The sequence below is a fragment of the Acinetobacter nematophilus genome (genome assembly GCF_026344175.1).
In the GTDB taxonomy this organism is placed as follows: Bacteria; Pseudomonadota; Gammaproteobacteria; order Pseudomonadales; family Moraxellaceae; genus Acinetobacter; species Acinetobacter nematophilus.
In genome coordinates this window covers 212,255-225,511 of the sequence record NZ_JAPKMY010000001.1, presented here as the reverse complement: position 1 = coordinate 225,511, position 13,257 = coordinate 212,255, and the positions used below count along the sequence as shown (strand labels likewise).

The following is a 13,257-nucleotide window of genomic DNA, read 5'->3' as shown; positions in this document are numbered from 1 at the left end:
AATGGAATATCCCAGTGTTTAGGATGGAAAAGATGACTGCTAAATATATAGCGCATCAACCAGTACAGCATCCAAAAAAATGCTTACGACAAAAACTTAAAAATCATATCCAAACTTGCAAGATTGGCATTTCATTTTTCAGCCTTTCAAATCAAGGAGTCTGGTCATGTTAGAGTTTATTTTACTCTTGGTCATTGTGATCGTTCTTGCTTATCCCTTAGGAAAATATCTTGCATGCATTATGCAAAATCGCAAGATGAAAATTGATCCGTTATTTAATTGGATTGAAAAGCCGATTTATGCCTTATTGGGTACCGATCCAAACCAGAGGATGAATGTTAAAACCTACTCATTGAGCTTCGTGATCAGTTGCTTGGTGATTGGATTGGTCACTTGGTTGTTGTTTATGTTCCAAGCCAATCTACCCTTGAACCCCAACCATGCGCCCAATATGTCGTGGGATTTGGCATTGCATACCATGGTTTCATTCCTGACCAATACCAACCAACAGCATTATTCTGGGCAAAGCCAATTGTCTTATCTGTCTCAGATGGTGGGAATTGTGGGATTGCAAATCATCACACCGATGATGGGTCTGGCCATGGTTGTTGCAACACTCCGTGCTTTATTCTCTCCACCTGCTAATGATTTGTCTGCAGTAGATCATCAAATACCGTTTGGCAGTAAAGTTCAAAGAATCAATGTTGGGAATTATTGGGCCGATGTGATACGTCCTACATTTCGTTTTTTGATTCCATTGTGCATGGTTTGGTCATTGTTGTTGAATAGCCAAGGTGTTCCTGCAACGTTTCAAGGTGGACCAGAAGTTCAAGTGGTCGATCAATCCACTGAGTTGAAAACACAAAAAATTCCTTTAGGCCCTGTCGCACCCATGGTTGCCATCAAGCAATTGGGGAGTAATGGCGGGGGGTGGTATGGACCAAACAGTAGTGTGCCTTTAGAAAATCCGACGCCACTTTCGAATTTTTTGGAAATGATTGCAATTTTGCTGATCCCTGTTGCCGTGATCTTCATGTTGGGTTTTTTCACCAAACGTGCAAAATTTGCAGGCTTTGTGTTTGGTTCAATGCTGCTGATGTCGGTGATTTCTGCAACAACAGCCATCTGGTCTGAAAGCCTGTCTTCTACAGCAACCCAAATGTATGCGATGGAAGGTAAGGAGATGCGTTTTGGTGAGGCATCTTCTGCACTGTGGGCAGCAGTGACCACGCAAGTCAACAATGGCTCAGTGGATATGATGCATGACTCTGCATCACCTTTAACAGGTTTAGTAGCACTCGCCAATATGTTGATGAATGCCATTTGGGGCGGTATTGGTTGCGGCTTGCAGCAATTCATTATTTATCTATTTTTGGCTGTATTTATTGCAGGCTTGATGACAGGACGTACGCCTGAATTATTTGGACGCAAGATTGAAGCCGGTGAAATTAAATTATTGGCTGTGGTGATTTTAATTCAGCCAATCGTGATTCTGTCTTTAACTTCAATGGCTTTGTTTTTTCCAGAATTGACGGGCAACAGCAATCCACAATATCACGCCGTTTCTCAAGTCCTATACGAATATGTTTCTGCTTTTGCCAATAACGGTTCTGGTTTCGAAGGCTTGGCAGACAATACGGTGTGGTGGAATGTGACATGTGTCATTGCTTTGTTGCTTGGACGCTTTCCAACTTTGGTTATCCCGCTCATCATCGCTGCACGTTTGGCTGCTAAACGCCAAGCGCCTGAAAGCAAAGGCAGTCTAAAAGTTGAAACACCAACATTTGCATTGACACTGATCGCCATAGTCGTGATGTTGACTCTATTACAATTCATGCCAGTCCTTGTCTTAGGACCGATTGCTGATCATCTGTTATTGGTACAAGGTTAGGGTGAGTAAAATGAATCATTCAAAACAATCTATTTCAAATAAAACCTCTACGCTTTTTCAAGCTGAGGCTTGGAAGAATGTCTGGGTTAAATTATTACCCCAACATGCGGTAAAAAACCCTGTGATGGCGATCGTATGGTTGGGTACGATTATTACTTTGATCAGTACCTTGATGGGTAAAGCGGATGTACTATTTGGTCTTGCAGTCAGCTTCATTTTATTTATCACCGTCCTCTTTGCCAACTATGCTGAAGCGATTGCAGAAGCGAAGGGGAGAGGTCAAGCTTCTTCATTGCGGCAAGCCCGTCAAAATTTGACGGCACGGCGACTTACATCTAAAACTGATGCAGAGGGTGAACAGGTCGCGGCGACCCAATTAAAAATGAATGATTTGATTGAAGTCCGCGCAGGTGAACTGATTCCTGCGGATGGTGAAATTATTGAAGGTTTTGCCACCATCAATGAAGCTGCGGTAACAGGAGAGTCTGCACCTGTGTTACGTGAAGCAGGAACAGACAAGTCGGGTGTCATTGGTGGAACTAAAGTTTTAACGGATCGTATCATTGTGCAAGTGACTGCTGAAGCAGGACACAGTTTTCTTGATCGCATGATTGCACTGGTTGAAGGCTCCAATCGACAAAAAACTCCAAATGAAATTGCACTGGGTATTTTACTGACCGTGATGACAGTGACTTTTATTGTGGTGGTACTCAGCTTGCCGTTCATCGGACATTTCTTAAAAATCGAAATCAATCCGATTGTGTTGGTGGCGTTATTGGTCTGTCTAATTCCAACCACCATTGGTGGATTATTGCCTGCTATTGGGATTGCTGGGATGAATCGGGCATTAAAAGCCAATGTGATTGCGAAATCAGGTAAAGCCGTTGAAGTTGCAGGTGATGTAGATGTGTTGCTGTTGGATAAAACAGGGACGATCACCTATGGCGACCGTCAAGCAACCGCCTTTTATCCTTTAGTCGGTGTGACTGAATCAGAACTTCGTCAGGCTGCCATATTGACTTCGCTGGCAGATCCTACACCTGAAGGAAAGTCAGTGGTTGCTTTGGCAAAAGAGCTGGGTGAGCGTGTAAGCGAACCTGAGCATGCAGCATTTATTGCATTCAATGCAGCAACACGCATCTCAGGCATCGATTTAAGTGATGGACATCGAATTCGTAAGGGAGCATTAGATGCGATTCTTAAATTTGCCTCACAGCATCTTGAAAATCACAGTGAGTTAAAAACCCGTGTAGAGCAGGTAGCATCAAAAGGTGCAACACCATTGGTGGTGGCAAAAGATCAAAATATTCTTGGCGTCATTGAACTGTCAGATGTGATAAAACAAGGAATCAAGGAAAAGTTTGCCCGTTTGCGTGAAATGGGAATTAAAACTGTGATGGTCACAGGGGATAACCCACTGACCGCAGCTGCAATTGCAGCTGAAGCAGGGGTAGATGACTATATCGCCGAAGCCAAACCTGAAGATAAATTAACCTGTATTCGTACTGAGCAGAACAAAGGTCATTTGGTGGCTATGGTGGGTGATGGCACCAACGATGCGCCGGCATTGGCCCAAGCAGATATTGGTCTGGCAATGAATTCGGGAACACAGGCTGCGAAAGAAGCAGGCAATATGGTGGATTTGGATTCAGACCCAACCAAACTTTTGTCGGTGGTTGAGATCGGTAAACAACAACTGATTACTCGTGGAGCTTTAACCACATTTTCATTGGCGAATGATGTTTCAAAATACTTTGCGATTTTACCCGCTTTGTTTGTAGCAGCAATTCCTCAAATGAATAGCTTGAATGTCATGCAGTTGGGCAGTTCTGAAAGTGCCATTCTTTCAGCACTCATTTTTAATGCCATCATTATTCCTTTGCTGATTCCAATTGCTTTACGAGGGGTAAAGTTCAAACCTGCCACATCAACCCAGTTGTTACGCCGCAATATGCTGATTTATGGTGTGGGTGGAGTACTGCTTCCATTTATTGCAATTAAAGCGATTGATTTAATGATCAGTCCATTGCTTGCACTCTAAGTTGAGCGAGGAATATACACATGAACACTGAAACGCATCAAGTTGTAGATTTATCATTATCCAGTTTAATCCGTGCTTCAATCGGTTTGACGGTTGTAGCTCTGGGATTGTGCGGTTTTGTCTATAGTTCTGCGGCAACAGGGCTTGGGCAGCTTAGCTTCCCTGAACAAGCCAATGGAAGTATGCTGATTGAGAATAATCAAGTATTGGGTTCACGTTTAGTGGCACAGCCTTTTCAACAAGTGCAATATTTTCAAGCTCGCCCATCGGCTGCACATTATGATCCGATGAATATGGCAGCAAGTAATATGGCCAGAACCAATCCTGAATTACAGCATATCGTTGCCGAGCGAATGGATAAAATTGCACGTCTAGACCAGATTGAGAAGTCTAAAATTCCTGCGGATTTAGTGACTGCTTCGGGAAGTGGGATTGACCCTGATATTAGTGTTCAGTCTGCAATGATTCAGGTCAAGCGAGTTGCCAAAGCCCGCCATTTGACTGAGGAAAATGTCGCCCAATTGGTTCAGGAGTATACCACTCAACCTACTTTTGGAGTTTTTGGACAAGCAAGAGTCAATGTTCTAGCATTAAATTTGGCATTGGATCGGCTTGGAAAATAATCATTAGGTTGTCAAGCTTGTTGATTAGATTATTTTCATTATGATGTGCAGGATGTGATAAAAATTGAATTCAATATTGGATTTCATCACATCCTGACTCAATGTTTCTTAAGCTAGGACGATGAAAAGAAAGTCTAAAATTTGTGCCAATATGATGATAAATAAAATAATCTGATTCAATCACTTTAAAAAATGGCATCACTGCCAATACTTGGAAGACAGTAACCCTATGGCTGACGATCGAAATAACAAAGCAGATGTCTTGTTACAGCATACCCAACGTTATCAATCCGGGCGACTCACCATCTTTTTAGGGGCTGCTCCAGGGGTTGGTAAAACATTCGCCATGTTGGTTCGTGCACATGAGTTAGCTTTGCAGGGCAACAATATTGTGATTGGCTATGTAGAAACACATGGTCGCATAGAAACAGAAAACCTGCTTGCCGGTTTGAAGATTATTCCAAGGAGAGTCATTGAATATCAAGGACATCATCTTGAAGAGATGGATTTGGATGCTGTTCTGGCAATAAAACCCAGTATTGTTTTGGTGGATGAGTTTGCCCACAGCAATATGCCAAACAGCCGTCATGAAAAACGTTGGCAAGACATCAATGAATTGTTGGATGCAGGCATTGATGTATTGACCACCATGAATATCCAGCATTTAGAAAGTTTAAATGATGTGGTGTTTCAAATTACAGGGATTCGAGTGGCTGAAACAGTTCCTGATCGTGTATTTGAACGTATTCGGGATATCCGTTTAATCGATTTACCTGTCAGTGAATTACTTGAGCGTTTGAATCAAGGCAAGGTTTATGTGCCTGAACAAGCGCAGCAGGCGTTGCAGCGTTTTTTTAATCATTCCAATCTAACGGCTTTGCGTGAATTGGCCATGCAAACGGTTGCCAGTTATGTTGATAGTGATGTTCGGGAGAATTTTTCGATACAGGGGCTGGTTCCCATTCCCTTGAAAAACCATATTTTGATTATGGTGGATGGTGGTGGTCATGCTGAGGCTTTAGTTCGGGCAGGCTGTCGTATTGCTGAAAATCGTCAGGCACATTGGACGGTAGTTGCCTTTTCAGAAGACTCTCAAATTAACAATAAATCTGAAAATGCCCGGCATCGTGAAATCGAAAGAGCGTTGAATTTAACCCGTCAATTGGGAGGAATGACAGAAATACTCTATGGTAAACAACATGCCAAAACCCTGTTTGATTATGTGATTGATCGAGGCATTTCAACATTGGTACTCACCCAACCGAATGTAAAGCCTTTTCAATTCAGTTTAAAGCTTAAAGCGAATATGCTTGATCAATTATTGAAATATCAACCAAGTTTTGAACTGAGCATGGTGCCGATTATTGAGGAAAATAAGTCAAATTCTAATTTTTTAGATCAAATTACATTTCTAAATCTTAGAGAAATATTTTACGTTTTAGCGACGACTGTTATTAGCATTGTCATTGCAAGTTTGGGGGAAAAGTATTTAGGTATTGAAGAACTTTCTGTGATTTTTATTACGGCTGTGGTTTTTGTTGCATCTAAAACACGTATGTTGGCAGCGGTTTTTTCTGCGATTCTGTTTTTCTTGGCCTATAATTTTTTCTTTATTTCACCAAAATTTACTCTTCAAATCTCGGCACATCAAGGGGTGATTACTGTGGTCGCTTTTCTTGGTGCTGCTTTAATTTCAAGTCGTCTGGCTTCACGCTTGAAAGAGCAAGTGGTGGCCTTAAAAGCGGCAAATAGTTATAACAGTATTATGCAGGATTTGGGGCAAAAGCTTTCTGTTGCCGTAGACCTGAAACAAGTTCAAGAGATCGCAGAAAATAGTCTGAGTAAAAATTTAAATGCTGAAATCTGGTTCTATTTTCCTGGCTTGTCTGTTGAGATACCTAATTTACTGACAATCAGCGATAAAGAGAAAATCTCAGCAGATTGGACGTTAAAAAATCATCAACCATCAGGACGTTTTACTCAAACCTTGACTGAAAATGATTGGTGGTTTTTACCTTTATTGGCATCCAAGCAATGCTTGGGCGTGGTCGGGATTAAATTTCCCAAGCAAGTCGCCGGTTTAAATACAGAGCTTAAACAATTAACAGAAACCATGATTGAATATATTGCCCAAGCAATTTCTCGGACTCAACTGACCAAAGCCTTGGAAATCGCCAACATTAACTCGGAAACTGAAAAACTGCGCTCAGCTTTGCTTTCTTCGGTGTCACATGATTTACGCTCGCCTTTGGCTTCTATGATTGGTGCGGCAGATACTTTGACCAATTATCGACATTCTATGGATGAACAAGATCAAAACAGCTTATTAGAAGCGATTCGTCTGGAAGGTGAGCGCTTGGATCGTTATATCCAAAACTTACTTGATATGACGCGCTTAGGGCATGAAGGTCTCAGTCTTAAACGAGACTGGATTGGTGTAGATGAGTTGATTGGTTCAGCGGTACGCCGTTTAAAACGTTATATGCCACAAAGTATTGTTGAAGTTTATTTACCTGAGCATAGCTTAAGTTTATATGTTCATGCAGCACTGATCGAGCAGGCTATTTTTAATGTCCTTGAAAATGCCGCCAAGTTTTCGCCAGAGCATAAGGCGGTCACTATAGATGTCGCGCAGTGCAGTGAAAATGAAATCGAAATTGCGATCAGTGATCAAGGTCAAGGCATTCCTGAAGAAGAGCGTGATCGAATTTTTGACATGTTCTATACCATGGAGCGTGGTGATCGAGGACAATATGGTACAGGGCTTGGATTAACAATTGTCAAAGCGATTATTGGTGCACATATGGGTAAAATTATGGCATCTTCTGCGAAGAACAACCAAGGGACATGTATTCGTATGCAACTCCCGATTCAGCAAATTGGCTAGTCTCGTTTTTTGATTTAAGGAAGCATCATGCCAGAGCAAAATGTATCAACAAGCTCGATGACCAATGTATTGATTATTGATGATGAAACACAGATTCGTAAATTTCTGGATATCGCACTTCGTGCTCAAGGTTATAAAACATTGTTGGCTGAAAATGGTCAAAAGAGTTTGGAGCTTTTGGCTTTGCAGGGAGCAGATCTGGTCATTCTCGATCTTGGTTTACCTGATTTAGATGGCGCAGAAGTCCTGTCAGAGCTCAGAGTCTGGTCACATGTACCTGTCATTGTATTGTCTGTGCGTTCGAATGAAGAAGAAAAGGTCAAGTTATTGGATGCAGGTGCCAATGACTATGTGACTAAACCCTTTAGTGTACAGGAGCTTATGGCCCGAATACGGGTGCTGCTTCGCCAATATCAAAATGTTGCTGTGGAATCTGCTTGTTTTGATGATGGCGTATTAAAAATTGACTTTGCACACCGACAGGTTTTTTTAAATCAACAATTGATTTCTTTGACACGTAAGGAATATCAGCTTTTGACTCTATTGGCTCAACATAAGGGGCAATTGATTACTCAACCGCAAATTTTAAATGATTTGTGGGGACCAACACATCAGGAAGACACACATTATTTAAGAATTTTAGTGGCAAAACTGCGTGGAAAGTTGAATGATAATGCTGTTCAACCAACCTACATTGTCACTGAACCGGGTGTGGGATTGAGGTTTTTGGGATAAGTAAGTCCTGTTTTTGGTTTTGTGCTGATTTTAAAATTGAAAAGTGGTGACTTAAAATATCAACTCATCACACCATTCAAGCTTGAAAAGCTAGAAAATAGTTTTAGCAGTGTAAACATGTTAAAAAGAAAGAGATAGACAAACAGAAAAAGATAGACAAACAGAAAAAGAGATAGGGACATCGTAGAAGCCATCAAACAAAAACACCTCAATAGATTGATATTTTTTCATTAAAAAGCATTGGATCACTGCAATATGCTTTTGTCGGTATACAGCATCGAAAGTTTATTTAGGTCAGAGAAAGCAATTCATTCAAGAATAAAAACATGAAATAAAATAAGAATCGTTTACATTTTATTACATTTCTCATTGGGTATTTTTTCGTTCTCATTCGTCTATATAGATATAAGGCAATTATTTATCTGTCTGGTCTTATTTTTGGACCAAAGAGGAATGAGTATGTTGATTCAACAACACTGGTCAAAGATTCGAAACATCCTGATCCATTTATCCAAGGATGTTATGTCCAATATTTTTATACAGCAACGTTAAGTGTATGAATGTTGTGTTTAATGATTTGTATGATCGAAAAATGTATACCACGCTATGTGGTGTCATGCTTTGTCATGTCTTGTTGATCTGGGCAATGTCTTTTTTACAGACGGATCAATTTGTCGAAACGCATTCACCAGAAAATGCAATCAAAATTCGTTTTGTTCGTATGAATAAGACTGAAACGATTCAAGAGAGCGATACAACCACAGCAACGCATTCAACACAATCACAAATACAGTCCACAACACAGCAGCAGCCAATGTCTAAAACGACAGCATCTCATCAAAAACCAACCAAAGTGATTCAGAGTAGCGAATCCAAAAAAATAATTATGGCGCAACCTCAACAAGATACTCAAAAATCCACATTGACAAAAACAACAGATGATTCTTCAAAGAAGCGTACAGAAACAACTCAACAACAGTCGATGCAAACGCAGACCAAGACTGAATTAAATACTTCAAAACAGCAAACATCTTCTGGGCAGTCAAATCAACAGACTCAAAAATCAGGTGGCGAAGAAGGGCGGGAGAATAAAAAGCAACAAAGTGCTGAATCTGCACCCAAACAGCAACAACCGCTCATGGTCAGCAAGGTCGATATATTGAGCTTTGGTCAGCTGAATTACGATGACCGTGAATTACAAAATCAACAACGATTACTGATCTTAACCATCAAGATCAATCCTCAAGGACAACCGATCGATGTCAGAGTGAAACAGAGTACAGGATTAAGCAATCTGGATGCACGAGGTGTTCAGGCTGCACAGAAAACCAAATTTAAACCGCACATCTTAAATGGTGAAGCAGTGGCTATTGTGGTGGATTTTCCCATTCAGCTTAAGCTTGGTCGTAACCGCTGAGTGGACTAACAGGTGTATACAACGTTTATTGAGGAATATTTATGAACGCATCGACAGAAAAAGCAATGACTGACAGTTTAATGCAACGTTTAAAACAAACAACTGCCGAAGAACATGATCGTATGGAAGTTTTGATGCAACAATCAGGCGCTTTTGCCAGTCAAGACAATTATGCTCAATTCACACTTTCACAGTATTACTTTCAGAAAGATGTCGAGCATTTATATGAGGATGCAAAGGTTCAACAACTGATTCCTGACTTAGATGTGCGTGGGCGTTCTGATGCAGCATTGCAGGATTTGGCAGACTTAGGTGTGCAGCCTCAAACACACGATATTGCAACGCATACAGTGAGCTTTCCACAATCATTAGGCTGGATTTACGTTTCAGAAGGTTCGACATTAGGCGCAGCATTTTTGCTGAAAGAAGCCCAAGCTAAGTTTGGTTTTAACGCAGAGTTTGGTGCACGTAATTTGGCTGCGTATCCAGAAGGTCGCGGTTTGGTGTGGAAACGTTTTAAGCAGACATTGGATGCAGCAAATTTTAGTTCGGAAGATCAACAATTGATTATTGAGGGAGCGATGCAAGGTTTTCAGCGATTTGGAGAACTTTTAGCGCAATTAAAAACACTGAAATAAATCGTTGAAAAGGAAATCAGGCAATGAAGCAAACAGGATCTGAAACAGAGATCAATACCACTATGTCACTACCAGAACCTAAACTTGCGAAGTCTTGGTTGGTGCGTTGGGTGTGTATTGCACTCGCAGGTTTATGTTTAATCTTAGGTACGATTGGTTTGGTTGTACCGGGTTTGCCTACCTTTGATTTTTATTTTCTGGCAGCAATTTTTGCAGCCAAAGGCTCAAAACGAATGCATCACTGGATTGTGAATAATCGGATCATTGCACCGATTTTAAAACAGTGGCATACCCAGCGCACTCTACCTGTAAAGGTGAAGCTATTTTCTTTATTGAGTATGAGTGTTGCTGCCGGAATTTTAATTTGGACAGTGCCTCATCCGTGGGCAGTTGGAGCAATGATGATCATGATGATTTGCGTACAACTGTGGATGTGGCTTAAGGCATGAAATCAGTGAGGATTATCTTTGAATGGAAATCTTTAACCCCTATAAAAATATTGAAGAATTAAAACGCTTACTTCTACAAGCAAATTTAAAAGTGACTACAACAAGATTAACGGTATTGAATATTTTAAAAAATGCACGGCGTGAACTGACTGCCGCTGAAATTTTATATAATCCATCGCCACAAGTTAAAAAATTGTCTTTTGCAGGGGTATACCAAACCTTGAGGCAATTAGAAGAAGCAGGCGTATTGGTGAAATTTAAATTGGGAAATGAGCAGGCGCTTTATTCATTTAAAGACTGCCAAAGCAATATCCGCATATGTTGTAAAAAATGCGGTCATTTACAGTTGATTCATGATCAGGATCTGGAGCTTGATCTTCAAGCATTAATCTTGGCGCATGGCGCAAGTACTTGCCACCTCACTTTGGAAAAATCAGAGTGCCTATACTGTAAGGGCTGAGAGATGTTTGCGATTCTATTGATAATGTGTTGATCACAATAAAGTAGATGCTGATTTAAAAATATCCATAAGTATGCATGAATAAATTTAGATACAAAAAGGATGCAAGGAGAAATAAGCGTTTAAAAGGATGTTTTAGTGGAAAAATAATCGTTATGTTTAATCGAGATATCGAAGTCTTATATGCACAAATAATAAAACTGTACTCAATAAATCAAGGGTTTTAGAAAAGAGTTGCTTGACATTTAAATGATAATTATTATCATTTAAATGAGCTTAAAAGAGTTGATTCTATTGTGAACAAAAATCCTGTATTTGTAGATCAATTGTATCGTGATCATCAGTCTTGGTTGCATCAATGGCTGAGGAAAAAAATAGGCAGCAGTGAACATGCTGCGGATTTGGTTCAGGATACTTTTATTAAGATTTTACAGACGCGCGATGAGTTGTTTGGAATTAAAGAGCCGCGCGCCTATTTAGTTACGATTGCACGTAATTTAATGATCGACCAAGTGCGCCGTAAACGCATAGAACAGGCTTATCTTGATCAGTTAAGCCAAATGGAATATATCTTGGATGCGGTTCCTTCGCCAGAAGACCAGTTACAGATTATTCAGGCCATTGACCAAATTTGTCAGGTATTGGCATCCGTTGCTGAAAAGGCTCAACGTGCATTTGTTTTACATTATTTTGAGGGTTTAACCCATAAAGAAATTGCAGAGCAGATTGGCGTTTCGACTAAAATGATTCAGAAATATCTCGCAACCTGTTTAGTGCAATGTTATGTGTTAAAACAGGAAAAGGATTTGTTTGTATAAATGATAGAGGATCAAAAAAGTAAACAAAAATTAATTGAAGAAGCCGCAGAGTGGATTGTACTCCTCAGCGCTGATGATGATTTAATAAAGAAAACAGCAAAAATCGATTTCGATGCTTGGAAAAGCATGAGTCCACAACGACAGAAAATAGCACAAGATATTGAACAGTATCTGAATGCTATTCAAAAACTGGTACAAAACCCACAACAGCAACAAATGACGCAGTCTGTGCTGAAAGCAGGTTTGCAGAGTGTAAATCAACAAAAGAACTTGCACTATGGAAGCATGTTTGCTTTTGCCTTGTGCTTTTTTGGCGGAATGTATAGCTTTTTTGCTTATTATCCAATTGCTTATTTGACTGCGGACATAAGGACATCGGCAGGGGGATGGAAAACACAATCTTTGAAAGATGGTTCAATGCTGAAGTTTCGAGGTCAAAGTGCGGTCAATGTACATTTTTCTGGTCATCAACGTGTCGTTGAATTGGTTCAAGGAGAAATATTTGTAGATGTGGCTAAAGACAAAGCGCGTCCATTTATTGTTCAAACCCAACATGGTCAAATAGAGGCGCTAGGCACTGCTTTTAGTGTTCGCTATGAGCCTGAGTTCACAGCGCTTAAGATGCTGCACTCCAAAGTGAAAGTACAAGCATCTCACTTGGGCAAACAACCATCCAAGCCATCTTTAGCGATTGTATCCGCAGGACAGGAGGTCATATTGAATGGTTATGGCATACAACCCGTCCATGATTTTAACATTCATAATGAACAGCAAAAATGGACACAACGGCAGTTGATTGTTGAAAATATGCCTTTATCAAAAGTGCTGGCAGAATTGGATCAAAATAGCCAAGCTAAGATTATATTTAAATCTGATCAACTGGAAAAAATCCAAGTCAATGCAGTTTTGCCTCTAGATCATACTGACAATGCTTTGAAATTGCTGAACAGTGTTTTTCCACAACTCAGGATGTATCGGATTACTCCCTATCTTACTGTGGTAACCACAAGTTAAAGAGATATCTCGAACGTGAATTGTTTTGGATTTTTTGTGGGGGCTAAAATAGGCATTCAAAATAGATCTGCATTTTGCCCACAGATCATATTTCATTTGCTGATTAAAGATTTCTTAGGTTTTGCCAATAGACTAGATTTTAAATTTTTATTTATAAAATAATAACTTGAAAGTAAATTTAAGGTTTAATTTTTCTTTAATTCTAAATATTTTTTAATTTTGGTTCCACTTTTTTATTTCTCAAGCGTCATATTCAGTAGAAGCAAAGATTAGAATTCATTTAA

General features: G+C 40.0%; 11 protein-coding genes. All 11 read left to right on the top strand.

The features are described from left to right. The first annotated feature begins 166 nt into the window (after positions 1-166). The 11 genes from kdpA to OSH00_RS01040 all read left to right on the top strand — a co-directional run bounded on the left by kdpA (position 167) and on the right by OSH00_RS01040 (position 12,973). Positions 167-1,891: a potassium-transporting ATPase subunit KdpA gene (gene kdpA / locus OSH00_RS01090; protein ID WP_266128883.1), complete on the top strand. Its 1,725-nt coding sequence runs from the start codon at positions 167-169 to the stop codon at positions 1,889-1,891. A 10-nt stretch (positions 1,892-1,901) separates the two neighbouring features. Next, on the top strand, positions 1,902-3,932 hold the full coding sequence (gene kdpB, locus OSH00_RS01085) for a potassium-transporting ATPase subunit KdpB (RefSeq protein WP_266128882.1): 2,031 nt from the start codon (positions 1,902-1,904) through the stop codon (positions 3,930-3,932). A 20-nt stretch (positions 3,933-3,952) separates the two neighbouring features. Then, entirely contained in the window at positions 3,953-4,555 is a 603-nt protein-coding gene (gene kdpC / locus OSH00_RS01080) for a potassium-transporting ATPase subunit KdpC (protein WP_266128881.1), read from the top strand. A 229-nt stretch (positions 4,556-4,784) separates the two neighbouring features. Then, positions 4,785-7,442 carry a sensor histidine kinase gene (locus tag OSH00_RS01075; protein WP_266128880.1) on the top strand — a complete coding sequence of 886 codons (2,658 nt, stop codon included), beginning with the start codon at positions 4,785-4,787 and terminating at the stop codon, positions 7,440-7,442. A gap of 27 nt (positions 7,443-7,469) precedes the next feature. After that, the gene (locus OSH00_RS01070) at positions 7,470-8,177 is read left to right on the top strand and encodes a response regulator (protein ID WP_266128879.1); all 708 of its coding nucleotides are present in this window, start codon (positions 7,470-7,472) and stop codon (positions 8,175-8,177) included. A 592-nt stretch (positions 8,178-8,769) separates the two neighbouring features. Then, the gene (locus OSH00_RS01065; RefSeq protein WP_266128878.1) at positions 8,770-9,594 is read left to right on the top strand and encodes an energy transducer TonB family protein; all 825 of its coding nucleotides are present in this window, start codon (positions 8,770-8,772) and stop codon (positions 9,592-9,594) included. Between the two features lie 41 nt (positions 9,595-9,635). Further along, the gene (locus OSH00_RS01060; RefSeq protein WP_266128877.1) at positions 9,636-10,232 is read left to right on the top strand and encodes a biliverdin-producing heme oxygenase; all 597 of its coding nucleotides are present in this window, start codon (positions 9,636-9,638) and stop codon (positions 10,230-10,232) included. A gap of 23 nt (positions 10,233-10,255) precedes the next feature. Further along, complete coding sequence (locus tag OSH00_RS01055) at positions 10,256-10,681, top strand: YbaN family protein (RefSeq protein WP_266128876.1); 426 nt, start codon at positions 10,256-10,258, stop codon at positions 10,679-10,681. 22 nt (positions 10,682-10,703) lie between these two features. After that, a complete protein-coding gene (locus OSH00_RS01050) occupies positions 10,704-11,141 on the top strand; it encodes a Fur family transcriptional regulator (RefSeq protein WP_266128875.1) in 438 nt (145 codons plus the stop codon). Positions 11,142-11,437: 296 nt separating this feature from the next. After that, positions 11,438-11,959, top strand: a complete 522-nt coding sequence (locus OSH00_RS01045) for a sigma-70 family RNA polymerase sigma factor (protein ID WP_266128874.1) — start codon at positions 11,438-11,440, stop codon at positions 11,957-11,959. After that, positions 11,960-12,973, top strand: a complete 1,014-nt coding sequence (locus tag OSH00_RS01040; RefSeq protein WP_266128873.1) for a FecR family protein — start codon at positions 11,960-11,962, stop codon at positions 12,971-12,973. Positions 12,974-13,257 lie beyond the last annotated feature (284 nt).

Excerpts from the sequence above, each read along its gene's own strand:
- OSH00_RS01050 (WP_266128875.1), top strand. The coding sequence starts at position 10,704 with ATGGAAATCTTTAACCCCTATAAAAATATTGAAGAATTAAAACGCTTA.
- kdpB (WP_266128882.1), top strand. The coding sequence starts at position 1,902 with ATGAATCATTCAAAACAATCTATTTCAAATAAAACCTCTACGCTTTTT.
- OSH00_RS01075 (WP_266128880.1), top strand. The coding sequence starts at position 4,785 with ATGGCTGACGATCGAAATAACAAAGCAGATGTCTTGTTACAGCATACC.
- kdpC (WP_266128881.1), top strand. The coding sequence starts at position 3,953 with ATGAACACTGAAACGCATCAAGTTGTAGATTTATCATTATCCAGTTTA.
- kdpA (WP_266128883.1), top strand. The coding sequence starts at position 167 with ATGTTAGAGTTTATTTTACTCTTGGTCATTGTGATCGTTCTTGCTTAT.
- OSH00_RS01040 (WP_266128873.1), top strand. The coding sequence starts at position 11,960 with ATGATAGAGGATCAAAAAAGTAAACAAAAATTAATTGAAGAAGCCGCA.
- OSH00_RS01065 (WP_266128878.1), top strand. The coding sequence starts at position 8,770 with ATGTATACCACGCTATGTGGTGTCATGCTTTGTCATGTCTTGTTGATC.
- OSH00_RS01055 (WP_266128876.1), top strand. The coding sequence starts at position 10,256 with ATGAAGCAAACAGGATCTGAAACAGAGATCAATACCACTATGTCACTA.
- OSH00_RS01060 (WP_266128877.1), top strand. The coding sequence starts at position 9,636 with ATGAACGCATCGACAGAAAAAGCAATGACTGACAGTTTAATGCAACGT.
- OSH00_RS01070 (WP_266128879.1), top strand. The coding sequence starts at position 7,470 with ATGCCAGAGCAAAATGTATCAACAAGCTCGATGACCAATGTATTGATT.